This window comes from Kitasatospora sp. NPDC058218 (assembly GCF_042882445.1).
GTDB lineage: Bacteria > Actinomycetota > Actinomycetes > Streptomycetales > Streptomycetaceae > Kitasatospora.
The window spans coordinates 1-20,308 of sequence record NZ_JBHVWC010000055.1; the positions used below are offsets into that span (position 1 = coordinate 1).

22 protein-coding genes are annotated in these 20,308 nt (G+C 74.0%); 11 read left to right on the plus strand and 11 right to left on the minus strand.

The features are described from left to right. Positions 1-215 precede the first annotated feature (215 nt). The 3 genes from ACFVYI_RS30065 to ACFVYI_RS30075 form a co-directional block, all read right to left on the minus strand. Positions 216-692: a hypothetical protein gene (locus tag ACFVYI_RS30065; protein WP_387891441.1), complete on the minus strand. Its 477-nt coding sequence runs from the start codon at positions 690-692 to the stop codon at positions 216-218. 39 nt (positions 693-731) lie between these two features. Further along, positions 732-3,260: an ATP-dependent helicase HrpB gene (gene hrpB, locus ACFVYI_RS30070; RefSeq protein ID WP_387891442.1), complete on the minus strand. Its 2,529-nt coding sequence runs from the start codon at positions 3,258-3,260 to the stop codon at positions 732-734. A gap of 91 nt (positions 3,261-3,351) precedes the next feature. Then, on the minus strand, positions 3,352-4,206 hold the full coding sequence (locus ACFVYI_RS30075) for a class I SAM-dependent methyltransferase (protein WP_387891443.1): 855 nt from the start codon (positions 4,204-4,206) through the stop codon (positions 3,352-3,354). 414 nt (positions 4,207-4,620) lie between these two features. On the opposite strand from ACFVYI_RS30075, the gene rpsA reads away from it, so the two are divergent. Continuing rightward, positions 4,621-6,111, plus strand: coding sequence for a 30S ribosomal protein S1 (rpsA, locus tag ACFVYI_RS30080; RefSeq protein WP_387891445.1), 1,491 nt, complete (start codon positions 4,621-4,623; stop codon positions 6,109-6,111). A 235-nt stretch (positions 6,112-6,346) separates the two neighbouring features. After that, positions 6,347-8,581, plus strand: coding sequence for an MMPL family transporter (locus tag ACFVYI_RS30085; protein ID WP_387891447.1), 2,235 nt, complete (start codon positions 6,347-6,349; stop codon positions 8,579-8,581). 64 nt (positions 8,582-8,645) lie between these two features. Here the strand turns inward: ACFVYI_RS30085 and zapE are convergent, their stop codons facing one another. Both zapE and ACFVYI_RS30095 read right to left on the minus strand, forming a co-directional pair. Continuing rightward, complete coding sequence (gene zapE / locus ACFVYI_RS30090; RefSeq protein WP_387891449.1) at positions 8,646-9,707, minus strand: cell division protein ZapE; 1,062 nt, start codon at positions 9,705-9,707, stop codon at positions 8,646-8,648. Positions 9,708-9,792: 85 nt separating this feature from the next. Further along, positions 9,793-10,251 (minus strand): MarR family winged helix-turn-helix transcriptional regulator, encoded by a 459-nt coding sequence (locus ACFVYI_RS30095; protein ID WP_387891451.1) that lies wholly within the window; start codon positions 10,249-10,251, stop codon positions 9,793-9,795. A 61-nt stretch (positions 10,252-10,312) separates the two neighbouring features. Between ACFVYI_RS30095 and ACFVYI_RS30100 the strand changes: the two genes are divergently transcribed. Genes ACFVYI_RS30100 through ACFVYI_RS30110 form a run of 3 tightly spaced genes read left to right on the plus strand, consistent with a single transcriptional unit; the run spans position 10,313 to position 12,187 of the window. After that, complete coding sequence (locus tag ACFVYI_RS30100; RefSeq protein WP_387891452.1) at positions 10,313-10,954, plus strand: MBL fold metallo-hydrolase; 642 nt, start codon at positions 10,313-10,315, stop codon at positions 10,952-10,954. Between the two features lie 58 nt (positions 10,955-11,012). Beyond that, positions 11,013-11,609: a dephospho-CoA kinase gene (coaE, locus tag ACFVYI_RS30105; RefSeq protein ID WP_387891454.1), complete on the plus strand. Its 597-nt coding sequence runs from the start codon at positions 11,013-11,015 to the stop codon at positions 11,607-11,609. A 38-nt stretch (positions 11,610-11,647) separates the two neighbouring features. Beyond that, a complete protein-coding gene (locus ACFVYI_RS30110; RefSeq protein WP_387891456.1) occupies positions 11,648-12,187 on the plus strand; it encodes a GNAT family N-acetyltransferase in 540 nt (179 codons plus the stop codon). A gap of 12 nt (positions 12,188-12,199) precedes the next feature. On the opposite strand, the gene ACFVYI_RS30115 is transcribed toward ACFVYI_RS30110, so the two are convergent. Further along, entirely contained in the window at positions 12,200-12,838 is a 639-nt protein-coding gene (locus ACFVYI_RS30115; protein ID WP_387891458.1) for an HD domain-containing protein, read from the minus strand. Beyond that, a complete protein-coding gene (locus ACFVYI_RS30120) occupies positions 12,835-13,575 on the minus strand; it encodes a hypothetical protein (protein WP_387891460.1) in 741 nt (246 codons plus the stop codon). Before ACFVYI_RS30120 ends, ACFVYI_RS30115 begins: the two co-directional genes overlap by 4 nt. Positions 13,576-13,651: 76 nt before the next feature. Between ACFVYI_RS30120 and ACFVYI_RS30125 the strand changes: the two genes are divergently transcribed. Then, positions 13,652-14,533 carry a LysR family transcriptional regulator gene (locus ACFVYI_RS30125; RefSeq protein WP_387891461.1) on the plus strand — a complete coding sequence of 294 codons (882 nt, stop codon included), beginning with the start codon at positions 13,652-13,654 and terminating at the stop codon, positions 14,531-14,533. A gap of 89 nt (positions 14,534-14,622) precedes the next feature. Here ACFVYI_RS30125 and ACFVYI_RS30130 read toward each other — a convergent pair whose 3' ends face one another. Further along, complete coding sequence (locus ACFVYI_RS30130) at positions 14,623-15,039, minus strand: hypothetical protein (protein ID WP_387891463.1); 417 nt, start codon at positions 15,037-15,039, stop codon at positions 14,623-14,625. Positions 15,040-15,155: 116 nt separating this feature from the next. Between ACFVYI_RS30130 and ACFVYI_RS30135 the strand changes: the two genes are divergently transcribed. Next, entirely contained in the window at positions 15,156-15,413 is a 258-nt protein-coding gene (locus tag ACFVYI_RS30135) for a hypothetical protein (RefSeq protein WP_387891464.1), read from the plus strand. Then, complete coding sequence (locus ACFVYI_RS30140; protein ID WP_387891466.1) at positions 15,410-16,573, plus strand: hypothetical protein; 1,164 nt, start codon at positions 15,410-15,412, stop codon at positions 16,571-16,573. The genes ACFVYI_RS30135 and ACFVYI_RS30140 overlap by 4 nt, the downstream gene beginning before the upstream one ends. A gap of 95 nt (positions 16,574-16,668) precedes the next feature. Here ACFVYI_RS30140 and ACFVYI_RS30145 read toward each other — a convergent pair whose 3' ends face one another. Next, positions 16,669-17,052, minus strand: a complete 384-nt coding sequence (locus ACFVYI_RS30145; RefSeq protein WP_387891468.1) for a hypothetical protein — start codon at positions 17,050-17,052, stop codon at positions 16,669-16,671. A 97-nt stretch (positions 17,053-17,149) separates the two neighbouring features. Between ACFVYI_RS30145 and ACFVYI_RS30150 the strand changes: the two genes are divergently transcribed. After that, on the plus strand, positions 17,150-17,629 hold the full coding sequence (locus ACFVYI_RS30150) for a MarR family transcriptional regulator (RefSeq protein WP_387891469.1): 480 nt from the start codon (positions 17,150-17,152) through the stop codon (positions 17,627-17,629). A gap of 75 nt (positions 17,630-17,704) precedes the next feature. Here ACFVYI_RS30150 and ACFVYI_RS30155 read toward each other — a convergent pair whose 3' ends face one another. Then, positions 17,705-18,112, minus strand: coding sequence for a hypothetical protein (locus tag ACFVYI_RS30155; RefSeq protein ID WP_387891471.1), 408 nt, complete (start codon positions 18,110-18,112; stop codon positions 17,705-17,707). A gap of 120 nt (positions 18,113-18,232) precedes the next feature. On the opposite strand from ACFVYI_RS30155, the gene ACFVYI_RS30160 reads away from it, so the two are divergent. Further along, positions 18,233-18,820 (plus strand): RNA polymerase sigma factor, encoded by a 588-nt coding sequence (locus ACFVYI_RS30160; protein ID WP_387891473.1) that lies wholly within the window; start codon positions 18,233-18,235, stop codon positions 18,818-18,820. Positions 18,821-19,000: 180 nt separating this feature from the next. Beyond that, positions 19,001-19,207, plus strand: a complete 207-nt coding sequence (locus ACFVYI_RS30165; RefSeq protein WP_387891475.1) for a hypothetical protein — start codon at positions 19,001-19,003, stop codon at positions 19,205-19,207. A gap of 180 nt (positions 19,208-19,387) precedes the next feature. Here the strand turns inward: ACFVYI_RS30165 and ACFVYI_RS30170 are convergent, their stop codons facing one another. Continuing rightward, complete coding sequence (locus ACFVYI_RS30170) at positions 19,388-20,116, minus strand: class I SAM-dependent methyltransferase (protein ID WP_387891477.1); 729 nt, start codon at positions 20,114-20,116, stop codon at positions 19,388-19,390. Positions 20,117-20,308 lie beyond the last annotated feature (192 nt).

Here is a 20,308-nt window from a genome sequence, read left to right on the forward strand (position 1 = left end):
CCGCTGTTTCTGTTGTTTCTCCGCCCGGGGGGCACCCGGGCCGCCCCCCCCCCGGGGGGGGGGCCCCCCCCCGGGGGGGGGGGGGGGGGGGCGGGGGGGGGGGGGGGCCCCCCCCCCCCCCACGGCCTGAGCACCGGGGTGGTCACGTGTCGTGGCCTTCTTCCGGTGGGCGTCCTGGTTGCCTGCCAGGCTCCGATCAACGAGGTTCGCCCGCCTCACTCCAGCAGGCGTTCCACTTCGTCGGGAACCCATGGGAAGGGGACGTCGGGCCACCGTGCGGCAGCCCGTGTGTCGAGATCGACGGCGAGGACGGCGTCGATGAAGACCTGAGGCGGCCGATAGCCGTGAACGGTGATGTAGTGCGTGATCAGGAACGGAGCGGCGTAGGCGATGCCGGGTTCCCCCGGGATCCGCACTTCCCCGTTCCCTTCGGGAGCCACTTCCTCAGGGCACAGGCCGCAGTCGTGCAAGCCGAGGCAGACGTTCATCCACTGGACCCCCTGGACGGCTTTCAGCTTCTCCACGAAGTGCGTGGGAACCGGCCCGGTCGAGTACGTCCTGCCGGCTTCCAGCCATCCCACGTTCAAGCGGGTGTACACCGGCCGGTACCGGAGCGCGAGGACGCCCGATTCCTCGTCCGTGAACGAGTCGTTGACCTGGTAGTCGTACTCGCTGAGATCTTCGTAGAACACCTGGACATTGTCGCCGATGCTTCCGCCGACACCCGAGGGTCACTTCCTGGCGTTGGTGCGCTTGGTGGGCTCTGCCGTGGTCGGGTCCTCGGGCCAGGGGTGGCGGGGGTAGCGACCCCTCAGATCCGCGCGGACGGCGTGGTAGCCGTTGTGCCAGAAACCCTCCAGGTCGCCGGTGATGGCGGCGGGGCGGCCGGCGGGGGAGAGCAACTGGACGGTGAGCGGTACTCGTCCGCCGGCCAGCGCCGGAGCGGCTTTCCAGCCGAAGAGTTCCTGCAACTTGACGGCCAGTACCGGGCGTTCGGTGCTGTAGTCGACCCGGATCCGCGAGCCGGACGGCACGGTGATGCGTTCGGGGGCCAGCTCGTCGAGGCGGCCGGCCTGCCCGCTCGCCCAGGGGAGCAGGCGTTGCAGGGCGGACGTGGTGTCGATCCGGGCGAGGTCGGCGCGGCGGCGGGCGCGGGAGAGTTCGGGTTCCAGCCACTCCTCGGCGCGTTCGAGGAGGGCCTCGTCGCTGACATCGGGCCAGGGGTCGCCGATCGCCGTGCGGAGGAAGGCGAGGCGTTCGCGAAGGTCGGACGGGAAGGCCAGGAGGGTGCTGACGCCCTCGCGGGTGAGGCCTTCGAGGATGGCGGCGCGGACGAGGGACGGGTCGGGGCGGTCGAGCGGCTTCTCGGCGAGTTCGATGGCGCCGAGGGATTCCACCTGCCGGGCGACGACCTCGCCTCGCCGGGTGTCCCAGTGGACTTCGGCGCGCTTGGTGAGGAGTGGGGCGCCCGCCAGCCGGGCGGTCTCCTCGTTCAGCGCGGCCGCGTGCAGCACCCGCGCGGACGGTGACCCGGCCGGGCGGTCCGCCACCGCGACGGCCAGCCAGGGCACCGCGCCCAGTGCGGTGCCGGGGGCCAGTTCGGCCGCCGTCCCCGAGGCCATCAGATACGGGCTGCGGGCCCCCGGTTCGGGCTTCTCCACCCGGGCCCGGGCGATCCGCTCGGGGAAGGCCAGCGCCACCACCAGGCCGACCGCCGTCGTGTCCGGCAGCGGCGTGGCCGGGGCCTCGTCCACCCCGCGCAGCAGCCGCCGGACCTCCTCGCGCCAGCGGCCCGGGTAGGGGTCGCGGCCGTCCCGGACGGTCCGCAGCACGGCGCCCAGGTCGTCCCCGAGCGCGCGCGGCGGCTCCTCCGACAGCAGGGCCACCACCTCGGCGGCGCGCCGCGAGCCGACCGCCGGGGCGCCGTCCACCAGGGCCCGGGCGAGCCGCGGGTGGAGCCCCGTCCGGGCCAGCCGGACGCCGCGCGCGGTGGCCCGGCCGTCGGCGTCCACCGCGCCGAGCGCCCGCAGGGTCTGCCGGGCGGCGGCCATCGCCCCGGCCGGCGGCCGGTCGGGCAGCGCCAGGCCGGTGGCGTCCGGGTCGCCCCAGCAGGAGGCCTGCAGGGCGAACGGCGTCAGGTCGGCGAGTGCGATCTCGGGGGTCGGGAAGCGGGCGGCGAGGGCGTCCTCGGCCTCCGCCCAGCAGCGGTAGACGGCGCCCGGTGCCTCGCGCCCGGCCCGCCCGGCCCGCTGCCGGGCGGCGGCCAGCGAGGCCCGGACGGTCACCAGGCCGGCCAGGCCGCGCGCGTGGTCGGTGCGCGGCTCGCGGGCCAGGCCGGTGTCGACCACGACGCGCACCCCCGGCACGGTCAGCGAGGACTCGGCGACGGCGGTGGCCAGCACCACCCGGCGGCCGTCGCCCGCCGAGAGCGCCGCGTCCTGCACCGGCTGCGGGGCCCGGCCGTGCAGTTGCAGCACCTGCGCCGGGGCGTCCGCGAGCAGCCCGGCGACCCGGGCGATCTCGCCGACGCCGGGCAGGAAGCAGAGCACGTCGCCCTGGCGCTCGGTCAGCGCCCGCCGGACGGTGGCGGCGACGTGCTCCAGCAGTGCCGGGTCGACCCGGGTGCCGTGCGCCGGGCGGACGGCCCGGGGCGGCGGCGCCCAGACCACCTCGACCGGGTGCGAGACGCCGTGCGCCTCGACGACGGGCGCCGGGCCCCCGCCGTCGCCGAGCAGCTCCGCCCAGGCCGCCGTGTCGGAGGTCGCCGAGGCGCAGACGATCCGCAGTTCGGGCCGCAGCGCCGCCCGGACGTCCAGCAGGAAGGCGAGCGCGGTGTCGGCGTCCAGGTGCCGTTCGTGGCACTCGTCCAGCACCACCACGTCGACGCCGGACAGTTCCTGGTCGCGCTGGAGGCGCTGGAGCAGCACGCCGGTGGTCACCACCTCGACCACCGTCCTCGGCCCGACCCGGCGCTCGCCGCGCACGGTGTGGCCGACCTCGACCCCCACCGTCGAGCCGAGCAGCCAGGCCATCCGCCGGGCCGCCGCCCGCACGGCCAGCCGGCGCGGTTCGGCGACCAGCACCCGGCGGACCGGGCGGGCGCCGTCCTCGGTGAGCAGCCCGGCCAGGGCCAGCGGCACCAGCGTGGTCTTGCCGGTGCCGGGCGGGGCGGCCAGCACGGCGACCCCGCGCTCGTCGAGCGCGTGGTGCAGGGCCGGCAGGGCGGTACGGACGGGCAGTTCGCGCCAGGCGGGGTTCACCCGCACAGTCTCCCCGATCACGGTGGCGCCGTCCGGGGGCCGGGTGCGACGGCGCAGCGGCCCGCCCCCGGCTCAGCCCCGCTCTCCCGGCTCAGCCCCGTTCGGAGACGAAGATCGCCGTGCCCGGGATCAGCCGCCCGCGCAGCGGCGACCAGCCGCCCCACTCCTGGTCGAGCCCGGCCGGCCACTGCGGCTCGACCAGGTCCAGCAGCCGGAACCCGGCGCCGACCAGCTCGCGCACCCGGTCCCCGACGGTGCGGTGGTGCTCGACGTAGGTGGCCCGGCCCTGCTCGTCCTGCTCGACGTAGGGGGTGCGGTCGAAGTACGAGGAGGTGGCGGTCAGCCCCTCGACGCCGGGCTCGTCGGGGAACGCCCAGCGGATCGGGTGGGTCACCGAGAACACCCAGCGCCCGCCGGGCCGCAGCACCCGGTGCACCTCGCGCATCAGTGCGGCGGTGTCGGCGCTGAACGGCACCGCCCCGTACGCCGAGCAGGCCAGGTCGAAGGAGCCGTCGGCGAACGGCAGCACCGCCGCGTCGGCCTGGACCACCGCGACGGGCGCGCCGCCGCGGGACAGGTCGATCCGGCGGGAGTGCTGGAGCTGGCGGTGGGAGATGTCCAGGGCGACCGGCCGGGCGCCCCGCGCGGCCAGCCAGCGCGAGCACTGGGCGGCACCGGCGCCGATCTCCAGGACGCTGCGGCCGGCGACCTCACCGAGCAGCCGGGCGTCCGCCTCGTCCAGGCCCTCCGGGCACCAGGTGAAGCGGTCGTCGCCGAGGAACGCGCCGTGCTCGTCCTGGTACTCGTCGGCGTTGCGGTCCCACCAGTGCCGGCTGGCCCGGCTGCTCTCGTCGGCCTCGGCCTCGCGCCTTAGCGCGTCGTCGCCGTCGTCGTCAAGATCATGCGGGTCGGGCAGGGGGGTGGTGGCCACGGTGATAGAGCCCATCGCGTAGGGTGTGGTCTGCGGAAGCGCCGCTGCCGCGACCCGGCCCGTCAGGGCCCGGATCCAGGCGGTGGCATCCGGGGAAAGGCTTCCTGCGGCCGCCACCATGAGGTGCGCAATCGGAGGATATGGCCTGATCCATACCGGCCTCCACCGTCTTGACGCCCTTGGCGTTGACCGTGCCTGGCCGTCCCCGTATGCTACAAGTTGCGCTGCGGGCCTGCGCGCCTCGGACGGAGCAGGTCGCGCTCGCATCTGTCGAAGACCCCACGGTCGCAAGACGGACACCGGTTTTCTCGCTGTGCGGGAATTTCCGGTGCGCCGTGTTCTTGGCTGTCCGGCTTTCGGTGGGAGCGATACGGGCCCTCCGCGTGGCATTACCTACGACTTCCTGTCCGTACCGGAGCCCTTTTCCTAATGACGAGCCCCACCGACTCCTCCACCAGCACCACCCCGCAGGTCGCGGTCAACGACATCGGCGACGCTGAGGCGTTCCTCGCGGCTATCGACGAGACCATCAAGTACTTCAACGATGGCGACATCGTCGAGGGCATCATCGTGAAGGTCGACCGTGACGAGGTGCTCCTCGACATCGGTTACAAGACCGAGGGTGTCATCCCGTCCCGTGAGCTCTCGATCAAGCACGACGTCGACCCGCACGAGGTCGTCAAGGTCGGCGACGAGATCGAGGCCCTGGTTCTCCAGAAGGAGGACAAGGAGGGTCGTCTGATCCTGTCCAAGAAGCGCGCTCAGTACGAGCGTGCCTGGGGCACGATCGAGAAGATCAAGGAAGAGGACGGGATCGTCACCGGTACCGTCATCGAGGTCGTCAAGGGTGGTCTCATCCTCGACATCGGCCTCCGCGGCTTCCTCCCGGCCTCGCTGGTCGAGATGCGTCGTGTTCGCGACCTCCAGCCCTACGTGGGCAAGGAGCTCGAGGCCAAGATCATCGAGCTGGACAAGAACCGCAACAACGTGGTCCTGTCCCGCCGTGCCTGGCTGGAGCAGACCCAGAGCGAGGTCCGCCAGACCTTCCTCACCACCCTGCAGAAGGGTCAGGTGCGCTCCGGCGTCGTTTCCTCGATCGTCAACTTCGGTGCGTTCGTGGACCTCGGCGGCGTCGACGGTCTGGTTCACGTCTCCGAGCTGTCCTGGAAGCACATCGACCACCCGTCCGAGGTTGTCGAGGTCGGCCAGGAGGTCACCGTCGAGGTTCTCGACGTTGACATGGACCGCGAGCGCGTCTCCCTGTCGCTGAAGGCGACCCAGGAGGACCCGTGGCAGCAGTTCGCCCGTACCCACCAGATCGGCCAGGTCGTTCCGGGTAAGGTCACCAAGCTGGTTCCGTTCGGTGCGTTCGTCCGCGTGGACGAGGGGATCGAGGGTCTGGTCCACATCTCCGAGCTGGCCGAGCGCCACGTGGAGATCCCGGAGCAGGTCGTCCAGGTCGGCGACGAGATCTTCGTCAAGGTCATCGACATCGACCTCGAGCGTCGTCGCATCAGCCTCTCGCTGAAGCAGGCCAACGAGGCCCTCGGTGCCAACCCGGCCGAGGTCGAGTTCGACCCGACCCTGTACGGCATGGCCGCTTCGTACGACGACGCGGGCAACTACATCTACCCCGAGGGCTTCGACCCCGAGGCCAACGACTGGCTCGAGGGCTTCGAGAAGCAGCGCGAGGCGTGGGAGGCCCAGTACGCCGAGGCGCAGTCGCGCTTCGAGTCGCACCAGGCCCAGGTCATCAAGAGCCGTGAGGCCGACGCCGAGGCCGCTGCCGAGGGTGGCGACGCGGTTGCCGCCGCCGCCGGTGGCTCGTACTCCTCCAGCAGCGACGAGGGCTCCGGCGCTCTCGCTTCGGACGAGGCCCTGGCTGCCCTGCGCGAGAAGCTGGCGGGCGGCCAGAGCTGAGCTCTCGCCCCTTGCTAGTGCCCTGCGCATAGCCGCTTGATCGATGAGCCCCACCCGGAATTCCGGGTGGGGCTCATTGTTTTGGGCATTCACTTATATGTTCCTTATCTGACGGATTTTTGTGATAAGGGGCTCATCGGGTGGCTATGGGTGATTCAGGACCAAGGCCCTACCTTGGGATGAGTTGCCCGACGGGTCGCTCACCCCGGCCCCACACGCTAGGCACCCCCCGCACATGCGCCGTAGCACCGCAGTGACACCCCCCGCCCCCACCTCCGCCGGCCGAAGGGTCGACGGGCGCCTCGCCGCCCTCGGCCGGTTCTGCTTCCGGCACCGGCGCTGGGTTCTCGGTCTCTGGGCGGTCGTCCTGGTGGTCGGGGTCCTGATCGGAGGCCGGGTCTTCGAGGGATCCGTGGCCGGTGCCTCCTCGGCCAGTTCCGAGGCCGACCGCGGCGGCGCGGTGGTCACCGCGGCCGATCCGGCCCGGGGCACCGTCACCGCGGTGGTCGACGGCAGGCCCGTCGACGACCGGGGCGTCCGGGACGCCGTCACCCGCGCGACCGCCGAGATCGCCGCACTGCCCGGGGTCTCCTCGGTCACCGACGCCTACGGTCCCGGCCCGGCGGGGGCCGCGCTGCGTTCGGCCGACGGCAACGCCGGCCTGGTCTCGGTCCGGATGGCCGACGACAGCACCGGTGCGCAGACCGACGCCGTCACCCAGCGCCTCGCCGGGATCCAGGCCGACGGGGCGCACGTCACCGTCGGCGGCGACCTCGTGCTGGAGCAGGAGGTCAAGAAGCAGACCGAGAAGGACACCCGGTTCGGCGAGATCGTCACCCTGCCGCTCACCCTGGTCGTCATGGTGCTGGTCTTCGGCGGTCTGGCCGCCGCCAGCCTGCCGGTGATCGGCGCGGTCGCCTCGGTGGGCGGGGCGCTGCTGGCCATGTTCGGGTTCAGCAAGATCATGGACATCGACACCAGCGTGCTGCCGATCGCCACCGTGCTGGGGCTCGGCCTCTCGATCGACTACGCGCTGCTCATGGTGAATCGTTTCCGCGAGGAACGCGGCCACGGAGCGGGCATCGCCGCCGCCGTCGAACGGACCGCCGCCACCGCCGGCCGGACCGTCGCCTTCTCCGGGCTGACCGTCGCGGTGGCGCTCTCCGGCCTCTTCGTCTTCACCAGCCCGGTGCTCGGCGCGGTCGCCGCCGCCGGGGTGAGCGTGGTGGTGATCGCCGTCGCCGCCGCGCTGACCCTGATCCCCGCGCTGCTCGGCTTCGCCGGGAGCCGGATCAAGGCGCCCGCCGCGCCCGTTCCCGACGAGGGCTTCTTCAGCCGCACCGTCCGCCGGGTGCGCAAGCGGGCCGTCCCCGTCGCGCTCGCCTGCACCGCGCTGCTGATGGCCGCCGGGGCGCCGTTCCTGCACGCCGACATGCGCACCTCCGGCGCCGCCGTGCTGCCCGCCTCCTCGGCCGGCCGGCAGGTGGCCGAGACCGTCGACCAGCGCTTCCCGCAGGCCTCGCAGGCGCCGATCACCGTGGTCGTCGAGGGCGGCGCGCCAATGGCCCAGGCGTACGCGGACGACGTGGTCGCCAAGCTGCCGGGTGTCGACGGCGTCCGGGCGGTGACGCCGGTCGGCGACAAGCTCTCCACCATCGACGTGCTGGTGCACGGCGACCCCCAGGGCGGCGAGGCCAAGCAGGTGGTCAAGGAGCTGCGCGCCGACCGGGGCGGGCTCACCACCTACGTGACCGGCGGGGCCGCCTCGGTGGTCGACTTCCAGCACGAACTGCTCACCCGGGGGCCGATCGCGCTCGGCCTGGTGGCGCTCGGCACGCTGGTGCTGCTCTTCCTGATGACCGGCTCGGTGGTGATGCCGGTCAAGGCCCTGCTGATGAACCTGCTCTCCCTGGGCGCCTCGCTGGGCGCGCTCACCCTGGTCTTCCAGGACGGCTGGTTCAGCGGACTGCTCGGCTTCAGCCCCACCGGCGGGCTGGAGACGTTCATACCGGTCCTGGTCTTCGCCTTCGCGTTCGGCCTGTCGATGGACTACGAGGTGTTCCTGCTCGCCCGGATCAAGGAGCTGCGGGACAAGGGGCACAGCTGTACCCGGGCCGTCGAACTGGGCGTCCAGCGAAGCGGGAAGATCATCACCTCGGCGGCCCTGCTGATGGTGATCGTCTTCGCCGGGTTCGCGCTCGGGGACATGTTGATGGTCAAGCAGATGGGCATCGCGCTGGCCGTCGCCGTGGCGGTGGACGCCACCCTGGTCCGCTGTCTGCTCGTCCCCGCCGCGATGAGCCTCTTCGGCGAGTTCAACTGGTGGGCCCCGGCCCCGCTGCGCCGGCTGCACCGGAGGTTCGGCCTGAGCGAGCACGTCGAACTGCCGACCATCGAGCCGGCCGTGCTGCCGGTGCCGCGGGCACCGGTGCACGACCTGGCGGGCGCCCGGGCGGGCGCGAGCGGCTGAGGCCCCGGCCGGCCCGGCGGCCACGACCGCGGTGACCGGCCGGGTCGGTGCCCGCCGGTCCGGCTCAGCCGGGCTGCCGGAGCAGGGCGAGCCGGCTGGCGGTGCGGTCGAGGTCGCGCAGCAGACCGGAGTCGGCGGGCAGCCCGGCCAGCGGGTCGGCACCGATCAGCACCAGGCGGGTGTCGCGGTCGCAGCAGACGTCGACCAGGTTGGCGAAGCGCTGCCGGGCGTCGGGGGAGGCGTCGGCCAGCGGCGGCACCCCGTCCAGGACGAGGGTGGGGAAGCGCTCGGCCAGCACCAGGTAGTCCGGTACGGCGGTGCGGCCCTCGCACAGCTCGTCGAAGCCGAACCAGACCAGGGCGTCGCGGACCGCCCGGGCCGGCAGCTCGCGGTGGTGCGCCGCCACCGGGCCGGCCTCCTCGGGCCGGGGCGGGGTGAGGCCGGCGGCCTCCTCCGTTCCGGCGGCCAGCCGGGCCCCCAGGGTGAAGCGCTGTCGCGCGTCCTCCGATCGCGGCTGCCGCCGGAAGTCCACCGCCCCGGAGACGTCCAGGACGTCCATCCGCTCCTCGATCAGCCTGATCGTCGGCTCGAAGAGGTGGTGGTAGAGCGGGTTGGGCATCAGCCCGGCGGGCGCGTAGTTGGAGGTGGTGACCAGGGTGATCCGGCGGTTCAGCAGGGTGGTGAAGAGCCGGGCGACCAGCATGGCGTCACCCGCGTCGTGGGCGTGGAACTCGTCGAAGACGAGGAGCCGGCAGTCGCCGAGCAGCTCGTCGACGGCCCGGTCGACCGCCGAGCCCTCCCGGTGGGCGGGCGACTCCTGCGCGACGCCCTCGTGCAGCCGGCGGAAGAAGTCGTGGAAGTGCAGCCGCCGTTTGCGGGGGGTGGGCAGGCCGTCGAGGAAGGTGTCCACCAGCCAGCTCTTGCCGCGGCCGACCGGACCCCAGAGGTAGAGGTGGCGCGGCGGCCGCCGCAGTCGCCAGGCCGGGTGGGCCAGCTCGCCCGCGAGCCGGCTGAGCCGCTCGACGGGCGGCTGCTGCGCGGGGTCGAGTGTGAATCCGCGCTGCTCGGCGGTCCGGTGGAAGTGGCCGCGCATGGCCTCGTACTGTTTCTGCGCCCTGTCCGTCACGGGTTGGGACCCTAGCAGGGCGTCAGAATCGGCCCGGACCTGGGGAGTTGTCGCGCGCGGCCGGCGCCCCGGCCGGTTCGTGCCGTCAGGGCAGGCGGCGCAGCAGGGCTACGCCGCGGCGGAGGGTCTCCTGCTCCTCGGGGGTGAGGCGGGCCTCGATGGCGGCGGCGATCCGGGCCTCGCGGCGGGCTCGTTGCTCGGTCAGGGCGGCGCGGCCGGTCTCGGTGGGGGCGATCAGGAGTTTGCGGCCGTCCGTGGCGTGCGGTTCCTGGGTGACCAGGCCGGCCGCGGTGAGCAGGGCGACGGTGCGGGCCATCGACTGGTGGCGGACGCGCTGGCGGGTGGCCAGTTCGCTGACGGTGAGGGCGCGCCCGTCACGGATCAGCAGGCCGAGGACGCCGGCCTGGTTCTGCGGGAGGGTGTCGCCGGGACGGATCGCGCGGACCAGGTCGCCGACGGCGGCGCGGAGGTCGGCGGCGAGTTCGAGGGTCTCCGGGTGCGGGACGGGGTCGGTGTCGCCGGTGCTGTGGGTGTCGCTGCTCATGGGAGAAGCCTATCGCCATGATGTACAGCTGAACTGCACAGGCTTGCTGTATTGTTTCCCCATGCGAATCACCAAGTTCGGACATGCCTGCGTTCGTCTGGAGCACGGCGACACCACCGTCGTCGTCGACCCCGGGATGTTCACCGACCCCGCCGCCTTCACCGGCGCGGACGCGGTGCTGATCACCCACGAGCACGTCGACCACTTCGAGGAGGCCCGGCTGCGCGCCGCGCTGGCGGCCGACCCGGCGCTGCGGGTCTGGGCCAACAGCGCGGTCGCCGCACAACTGGACGGCGTCGCGCAGCGGGTCGCGGTGGTCGGGGAGGGCGACGCCTTCGAGATCGGCGGGATCGATGTCTCCGTGCACGGCGAGTGGCACGCGGTGATCCACCCGGACATCCCGCGGGTGAAGAACATCGGCTTCCTCTTCGACGGCCGGCTCTTCCACCCCGGCGACGCGCTCACCGTGCCGCCGCACGTGGTGGAGACGCTGCTGCTGCCGATCGCCGGGCCGTGGGCCAAGGTGTCCGAGCTGATCGACTACGTCCGGGAGGCGGGCCCGCGCCGGGCGCTGCCGATCCACGACGCGGTGCTCAGCCCGGCGGGCCTGGCGGTCCACACCCGCCTGGTCGGCCCCGGTGGCCCCGGGACGGGCGCCGAGCTGCGGACCCTGGGGGAGGGCGAGAGCCTCGACCTGGACTGAGCCCGGTCGGGGCCGGGCGGGGCTGACCGCGACCTGGCCGCGCCGGTAGCCTGACGCCATGCTGAAGATCGGACTGACGGGCGGCATCGGCGCGGGCAAGAGCGAGGTGTCGCGGCTGCTCGCCGCCCACGGCGCCGTGATCGTGGACTCGGACGTGATCGCCCGCGAGGTGGTCGCGCCCGGTACGGACGGCCTCAGGGCCGTGGTGGCCGAGTTCGGCGAGGGCGTGCTGCGGCCGGACGGTTCGCTGGACCGGCCCGCGCTCGGTGCCGTGGTCTTCGCCGACCCCGAGCGGCTGCGGGCGCTGAACGGGATCGTCCACCCGCTGGTCCGGGCCCGCTCCGCCGAGCTGGAGGCGGCCGCGGCCCCGGACGCGGTGGTGGTGCACGACGTCCCGCTGCTGGCCGAGAACGGTCTCGCCCCGCTGTACGACCTGGTGCTGGTGGTCGACGCCGAGGACGAGGTGCGGATCGACCGGCTGGTCCGGCTGCGCGGGATGACCGAGCAGGAGGCCCGGGCCCGGATGGCCGCGCAGGCCACCCGGGCCGACCGGCTGGCCGTCGCGGGCCTCGTGATCGACAACAGCGGCCCGCTGGAGGCGCTGGCCCCCCGGGTCGACGAGGTCTGGGACGAGCTGAAGTCCCGTCAGGGCTGACCTGGCCAGAGCCCCGGTGCAGCGGCGATCATGGGCGGATGACTGATCAGACAGCATCCGAACCGTCGGCCGTGGTGCGCCTCGCCGACTACACCAGGGCCGACGTCGAGGAGATCCTCGGTGTCGGCGACGACCCCTTCGGCGTCGCGTACGCCGGTCTGAGCTGGTTGCCCAAGGACGTCCACTTCGGTGTCCGTGGGGCGAGCGGTCGACTGGTCGCCCACACCGGCCTCCTGCGGTTGCCGCTCACCGTGGGCGGCGTCGACCTGGACGTGATGGGCGTCGGCGGGGTGGCCGTCTCCGCCGAGACCCGGGGCCGCGGCCTGGCGCGTACGGTGGTCGGCGCGGCCCTGGACCACGCGCGCACGCTCGGCCCGCGGTACGCGCTGCTGTTCTGCCGCCCGCCGCTGGTCGCGCTCTACCGGCGGCTCGGCTTCCGGGAGGTGGCCGGGGACGTGCACGTGGAGCAGCCCGAGGGGCGGGTGGTGGTCATGCCGCTGCGGACGATGTGGGCGCCGCTGCACGAGGGCGCCGCCTGGCCCGAAGGGCCGGTGCGGCTGCGCTCGCTCCCGATGTGAGTCGGGCGGCGGTCACTCCGGCCAGGCGGAGTTCTCGATCACGTCGACGAAGTCGGTCCGCTCGAACCCCGGCTCGAACCTGGCCAGGACGTCCGCCTTGACGTTGCCGAAGGCGCTCTCCGGCTTGGGCGCGATGCCCTCGTGGAAGGCGCGCAGGATGGCGCGCTTGAAGCCCGGCCGGGGGTGGGCGGCGGCCACCGCGTCCCGGGCCGCGTCGGTGACGTCGTGGTAGCCGATGCCGAGCACGTCCAGCTCCACGCCGGCCGTGGTGAGGGCGATCTCCGGCTCCAGGTACTCCGGGATGCCGGGCGTCGTGTGCAGGGCGACGGCCTGCCAGACCAGGCGGATCCGCTGCTCCGGTACCCGGTGGGCGCGGAGGAACGCGGCGGCGGCCTCGGCGCCGTCGATCTCGAACCGCCGCCCGGAGGTCCGGTGTTCGGGGGCGAGGCCGAGGTCGTGGAACATCGCGGCCAGGTAGAGCAGTTCGGCGTCGAAGGCGAGGCCGCGGCGCTGCCCCTGGAGGGCGCCGAAGAGGTAGACCCTGCGCGAGTGGTGGTAGAGCAGCTCGGTGGAGGTGTCCCGGACCAGCTCGGTGGCCTCGGCGGCGAGGCTGCTGTCGGGGATCCTCACCCCGGCGATATCGGTGGTCATGCGCGTGCTCCTTCGGTGGTGGTGTCCCGGGCGTTCGCGTGCTCGACCGCGGCCGTGGCGAGGGCGCGGAGGACGGGGTGGGCGAGGGTGCCGTCGCCGGCCAGCTCCGGCTGGAACAGCGTGGCGAGGAAGAACGGGTGGCCGGGGAGTTCGAGCACCCGGAGATCTCCCTCGTCGTCCACGCCGCTGAACCGCAGCCCGTGCTCGCGCAGTCGGTCCAGGTAGGCGGCGTTCAGCCCGTACGCGCAGTGGTACCGCTCCAGCGTGCGGGTCGTCCCGAGGACGCGCTCGGCGAGCGACCCGGGGGCGATCTCCACCGCGCCCTCGTGCCCGACCAGCGAGCAGCTGAGCGGCACGATCACCAGGTCGTCCTCCGCCGGGTGGCTCTCGCCGTGCGCGGCGCCGCCGATCCCGCAGACGTCGCGGGCGTACTCCAGCACCGCGTGCTGGAAACCGGCGCAGGTGCCGAGGAACGGGATGCCGCGCTCGCGGGCGGTGCGGACGGCGGCCACGGCGCCCGCCTCGCTGCGGTACGGGCTGCCCGGGAGCAGCCAGATCGCGTCGAAGCCGTCGAGGGCGCCGGGTGCCCCGGCGTCCTCGGTGGGGATCCAGTAGGCGTCCAGCACGAGCTGGTCGCGGGTGGCGAGGGCGTCGAGCAGACCGGGGATGCGGGCGTGCGAGCGGACGGCGGGGGAACGGTCGCCGACGAGGGCGACGCGCGGGGTCGGGTAGGTCATGCGGCTATCCTGACCCCGCGTTGGGCATCAGCGCCAACGATGATTTCTGACCCTTCGATCAGAGGATCTGATACTCGTGGATCCGCAGCAGCTGCGCACCTTCGTCACCGTGGTCCGCCTCGGATCCTTCTCCGAAGCGGCCCGCGACCTCGGCTACACCCAGTCCGCGGTCTCGCAGCAGATCGCGGCCCTGGAGGCGGACCTCGGCACCGGCCTGCTGCTGCGCCGCCCGGTCGGCCCGACCGAGGCCGGCGCGCGGCTGCTGGAGCACGCCGGGCCGCTGCTCGTCCGGCTGGACGCGGCGCGCGCCGACGTCGCCCGCCTGGCCGGCGCCCCCAGCGCCCGTCTGGCGGTCGGCGCCACCCCGCTGGCAGTCGGCGCGGCGCTCGGGCGCGCGCTGGGAGACGTGCGCCGGGCCCACCCCCGGGTCGACCTCGTGGTCCGGGTGGTGGCGCAGCAGGCACTGCCCGCACTGATCGCCACGGGCGAGGTGGACCTCGCCCTGATCGACGGTCTCGCCGCCCCCAGCGACCCGCTGCCGCTGCCGGACGTCGGCCCGCTGAGCACGGTGGCGGTGGACGAGCAGCCGGTGGCCGTCGCACTCCCCGCCGGCCACCCGCTGGCCGGCCACCGGGGCCTGGCGCTGGCCGACCTCTCCGCCGCCCGCTGGCTGGAGGCCCCCGACCTCGCGCCCACCGCCGACCGGCTGCGTGCCGCCACCGGCGTCGACGGCTTCCGGCCCGCCGTCCGCTACCTGGGCACCGATGTGCGGGGGCTGCTCGCGCTGGTCGCGGCCGGGCACGGGCCGGCGGTGCTGCCCGCGGCGGTGGCGGCGGGTGCGCCGGGCGTGGTCGCCGTTCCGGTCCGGGAGCCGCGGCTGGTCCACCGGACGGAACTGGTGCACGGCAGCCTGCCGGAGGGCCCGGCGGCGCTGCTGGCCGGGTTGCTGGGCGGCTGACGGCCGGTCGGGCGCCCGTCGGGCCCTCGGCCGCCGGCCCCGGGACGCCCCGGGACCGGCCGGCTCCCTGGTTCAGCCGGCTCCCTGGTTCAGCCGACGATCGGCGCGCCGGCGCAGCAGGGCCCGTCGAGCTGGTAGCAGACGTAGTCCAAGCAGCCTAGGCAGATCGAGAGGTTCTCCAGCCGCCAGCGCTCGCCGTGGCAGGAGCAGTGCGCCCGCTCGCTCAGCACGGCGTTCCAGCCGGCCGCGCCGCCGATCGCCCGGTGGGCGCTCGCCACGTACGCCGTGGTGGCCGCATCGTGCTCCCGGCTGCCGCGGGAGGTCTGCAGGTGCCAGCAGTACAGGGCGAAGAACGGTCTGCCGGTCACCAGCAGGCCCGGGTCGCGGCCGTCGGCCTCCCAGGCCCGGACCAGTTCGCCGACCCGGTCGGCGAACGGTGTTCCGGCGGTGCGCAGCAGTGAATGAGCCTGCGCCGAAGCCGAGTTCATCATCTGATCATCAGTCATGCCTCACCCCTTCGGCGCCCACCGTAGGCCATCGGCGACCGGGGCCGGCCGGCGGGTGGGCCACGGCCCGTCCGGCGCCCGGACGGGGTACCCCGCGCAGTGGCGTGAACGGCTGGGTGGCACAGAACCCGTCCTTCGCCGGCTGCGCCGCCGTCCAGGCCCACCTGCCGGCCGACCGGATCGCCATCGCCGTCACCACGAGCAGGGAGTGCGACGCCCCCGAGGGCAGCGACTCCGACGCCGTCAGCAAGCGCATCGCGGCGGCCCCGGCCCCCGACCACCCGCTGGGCCGAGCGCGGCTGCCGCCGCGTGCCCCGGTTTCGGGTCCGGCTACCCTGGGCCCGGAACCGAACGGGTGGAGGTGGGGGGCATGACGCCCTTGCGCAGGGCTGTCCTGGCGGCGGCCGCCGCGCCGCTACTGGCGTTGACGGCGTGCCAGAGCGGTGGCGGGGGTACCGGGGAGCCCACGGCCAGTGCCACGGCGGCCACCGGGTCGCCGACGACCGCAGTGCGGTTCCCGGAGAAGGTGCTCCTCGACGCGCTGCCCTCCGCCGCCGAGGCCAAGGGGCTGGTGCTCTCGGTGAGCACGCACACGGGGACGCCGGACGAGCGCTGCGTCCTGGTCGCCGTCGGCGCGGACGGCGCGGCGGCGAAGCTGCGCAGCTTCGCCGTCGACAACGGGCTCGCCAAGCCGCCGACCGACTTCCTCGGCTGTGCGGCCCCGGCCGGCTTCACCGCCGGCTTCGCCGGCATGGTCGGCACCGCGCAGGACGGGGCCCACCCCGGCGAGCCGCACGTCTCCGTGCTCGGCCAGGGCGGCCCCACCGACCTCAAGGACATCTCCGGTCTGCCGGCCGCCGGCGCGGGCGTCCGCCAGAGCGCCCCGGTCGTCGACCCGGTCAGCGGCGAGGTCGTGCACTGGTCCGAGTCGAGCGGTCCGGTGGCCGACGGGCGCCTGCGGGCCGTCCGGCCGGACGGCACCGGTGAGCACCCGGTGGAGGGGATCGGCGTACGGGCCCCCGAGGCGCTCGCCTTCCTCGGCGGCCGGGTGGTCTCCGCGCAGGTGGCGAAGCGGGCGGTGGCCAGCGCCGACGGCTCGCTGACCGTCGCCGCGGACGAGCAGCGGAGCGTCCGCGTCGGCCCGGTGGCCACGCTCGCCGCCAACCCGGTCGCGGAGGTGAGCGGCGGATCGCTCAGCCCCAAGGCGCTGGTGGGTGACCGTCAGGTCCTCAGCGCCGACGGGCGGGAACTCGCGCTCGCCACGGTGGACACCGCCGACCCGGCCCACCCGCGCATCGCGCTCAAGCCGCTCGCCACCATCCCCGAGCAGCTGTGGGGGGCCGCCGTCCAGGAGGAGGCGTTCGTGGTGGACCGTGCCGGCAACGCGGCGTACACCACGATCCAGCACGGCACGGAGAACCAGGGGAGCCGGGTGCTGGTCCTGAAGGTCGACCTCGCCACCGGCGCGGTGAGCGCGGTGGCGACGCTGCTGACCGACGGCGGGCGCGTGATGCCGCTCGCCTTCGTGGCGTAGCGGCGCGGGCGGCGCAGGGGCGCGGCGGTCGGAGGTCCCGGCCGCCGCGCCCCGCTGTTCGGGCCGCCTCGCTCGGGCCCGCCCGGGTCCCTCGGTCAGGCCACCTCGCCGGCCACGCCGGAGCGACCCCGGGGTACGCCCACGACGGTGACGACGGTCTGCCGGCGGCTCTCCTCGCCGAGGACGCCGGCGAGGGCGTCGTAGGTGGCGGCGATGAGGCGGGCGGGCGCGTCCGGGACGGCCTCCAGGTGGAAGGCGGCCTCGCGCATGCTGAAGGTGACCTCCGGGGCGTCCTGGTCGGTCACCACGCCGCCGCTGCCCCGGCGGTTCTGCGGGACGCCGATCAGCTCCACGCCGACGAGCGGCCGGATGCCCTCGCCGAAGACGGCGGCGACGGCGTCGGTGAGGGCGCCGATCAGCCGGGGTTCGATGGTCCCGTCGAGGGCTTCCTCGCGGATGTGCAGGCTGTAGTGCGGCATGGTGGAGCTCCGTTCGGATCGGTTCGTACCATGGACGTGCATTCGCTTTGCACGTAAAGCATCTTTGATAGCAAAGATATAGGGAGAGGGGTGCGCGATGTCAACGCCGAAGGCGGGCGCGGACGGCGACGAGCGGGGGGTCGACGACGCGGTCCGGGCACTGCTGCTGCTCATGCCGCGGATGGTCGGCCGGGTGAAGAGGATTCCGCTGCCCGAGGCACTGCGGTCCTTCGACCTCGCGCCCCGGCACCTGTCGCTGCTCTCCTACCTGCTCTTCGACGGCCCGATGACCGTCAACGAGCTGGCCGGCCGCCTGGAGGTCGCGCCCACCACGGTGAGCCTGATGGTCGGCGAGCTGAACCGCCAGGGGATCCTGGAACGGCGTGAGGACGAGGCCGACCGCCGCCGCCGGATCATCGCCATCGCCCCGGACCAGCAGCCCGCCATCGCCGGCTGGCTCGCCCCGGGGGCGGCCGCCTGGCGCACGGCGCTGACCCCCCTGACCCCGGAGCAGCGACGGATGTTCGTGGACACCCTCCTCGCGTACGAGGCCGCGGTCACGGCGGACGGGCGGTAGGTCCGGTCGGTCCCGTGCCGGTCGGTCCCGTTGCCGGGTGCGCGGGACCGACCGGACCGCCGTGGCCGCCCCGGGCTACCGGCGGGGGCGGCGGTCCCGGCGCGGCGCCAGGCCGAGCGCGAGGGCCTGCCGGCCGGCGCCGCCGAACGCGAGCGCGAGCACGAACCGGAGGGCGCCCGGGAGGCGCCGCCGACGGTCCGGCCCGGGAGCCATCCTCCTCGCCAACTCGCCCTCCCAGTCGGGCCGCAGGCGGAGCCAGGCCGCGCCGGGCAGCTGCGGGCGGACCAGCACGGTCAGGAGGGCGCCGGGCAGCCGCCGCAGGGCGTTGCGGACCGCCGCGGTGGCGAGTTCGAGGAGTACGGCGGCCACCAGTGCGGCCACCAGCGCGGTGCGCCAGCCGACCAGGTCCTCGCCGAGGAGGACGGCGTGCGGCCGGTGCGGGGACAGGGACAGGGACAGGGGCAGGAGTGTGGAGTCGTCCATGCTCCTTCGACGTGGTCGGGTCGGCTCGCCTTGCAGGTGCAAGAAATCGCGGCCCGGCCCCGTCATGGGGGTGAGGGGTGGCGTTGGATCACCCTCGCGAAGTCCAACGGAAGGACGCCCATGGCGAAGTCGGAAGGGACGGGCGCGACCGGCTCGTCCTCGTCGGCGCCGATGAGCGAGGCGCGGCTCAAGGAACTGGTCCGCGAGCTCCAGCCGCGTCTGGTGACCAGTCTCCGCGAGATCACACCCGACGAACAGGTCGCCGAGAACATCGCGGCAAGGACCTGCATGGTCGTCATCAACGAGGTGCGCAAGGGGACGGTGTTCCACAAGCCGGTGATCGCCTACGCCACCACCGTGGCACGGCGGATGGCCATCGACCACTGGCGGTCGGCCGCCGTTCGCCGCGAGGAACCGGTCGCGGTGGTCCCCGAGGGGAGCCGGCACGCGGCGGCCCGGGAGCCCGACCCGGACGCCGCCAACCCCGGTGCGCGCCTGGAGTTCGAGGAGCTGTTGCTGATCGTCCGGAAGGAGATCGGCGACGACCGGCGGGCCAGGATCTGGGAACTGCGCCACATCTGGCTGTGGACGGGGGCGGAGATCGCCGAGGCGCTCCGGATCTCCGCGTCCACCGTCTCGCGCGAGTTGAGGCGGGCGGACGAGAAGGCCCGCGGCGCACCGATCCCGCTGCCCCGCAGGGAGAGTTGACCTGCCGGCTCGCTCGCCCGCTGACCCGCGTCCAGGGTCCGCGGCCCGGCCCGCCGGCCGGCCCGCGGACCCAAGTCGGGGCCAGAGCCTCGAAGACCGGCACCTGCGTGCTCGCGTGCGGGAATGCGCGAGCACGCAGGTGCCGGTAGCCGGTAGCGATATCTGGGAAGGGAAGCACACATGCAGGACTTCGCGCCGCTGCGGGGGAAGCGGCCGCTGGACCGGCGGGGGGAGGAGGGGACCGACGTGCTCGATGACTGGGACGCGCTCTACGCCAGGCTGTCCACCGGTGCCGACGCCCTCGGCGATCCCCTCGGGGAGCAGGTCGGGGACCTCTCGATGTGGGACGTGCCGTGGTCCGCCACGGAGACGGGAGGGCCCCTGTGACCGCCGTCCACCGACGAACGCCCCTGGGTCCGCAGTGGCTCGGGGGCCCCCTGGGGCTCCTGACCGCCTCGGCGGAGCGTGCTGCCCCGGCCCCGGCGTCGAGGCGGTAGGCCGACGTGGCCTGTCGCCAACGGGGGTCGGCGACAGGCCACTTGGGTGTAGGGCGGGGTATCGGCCCGCCTACCGGGCCGGGCGTCGGAACAGTGCGCTCAGCAGCACCGGGATGCCGAAGAGCGGTGAGTCCGGGCCCTGGGGCTCCATCGGGCGGATCTCGATCTCGGTGAACTCCGAGAACAGGTACCGAAGTTCGTCGGGCGTGTAGGCGAGGCCGCCGTCGAGCCGGCCGTTGCGGTAGAGCTCCTCGTCGGGGAGCTCGGAGCCCATGGCACCGGCCGCGAAGGCGTTCACGACGAGGTGGCCGCCGGGCTTCAACACGCGGTCCAGGAGGGCGAGGTAGCTGATCCGCCGATGCGGCGGGAGGTGGTGCAGGCAGCCGGAGTCGTACACCACGTCGTACTGCCCGGGCGGGAGTTCGACGTCGAAGATGGTGCCGCGGTGGAAGCGGACGTCGACGGCGGCCTCGCGGGCCCGCTCCTCGGCCCAGGCGACGGCGGTGGGGGAGAGGTCGACGGCGTCCACCTCGAAGCCGCGCGAGGCGAGGTGGATGGCGTTGCGTCCGGGGCCGGCGCCGAGGTCGAGGGCGCGGCCGGGGGTGAGCAGGCCGCGGTCCAGGTAGGAGACCAGGTTCTCGTCGGGCTTGGGGACGAAGAAGGGGCGCTGCGCGGAACGGTCCGCGTAGAACTGGTCCCACCAGTCGGCGGCGTCCTCCGTCCACCGGTCGGCGTCGGGGAGGAAGAGCCGGTCCAGCATGCGCAGGACGTCTTCGGTGGTGCGGATGTCGCGGTGCAATCGAGTCCTCTCCGCGGGCGGACGCCAAGCCGTCCGCGCTCCCCTGAATTCTAGTCGTCACAGGGGGGAAAGTCGCTGGTCAGAGGCTATTTGACGAGTCGGCCGGGGGTGGGCCGGAAGCCCGCGGGGGTGGCGTCCGCGCCCTGTCGGACTGCCCCCGGCCCCACCCCTTCGGCCCCGGTGCGTCCGCCC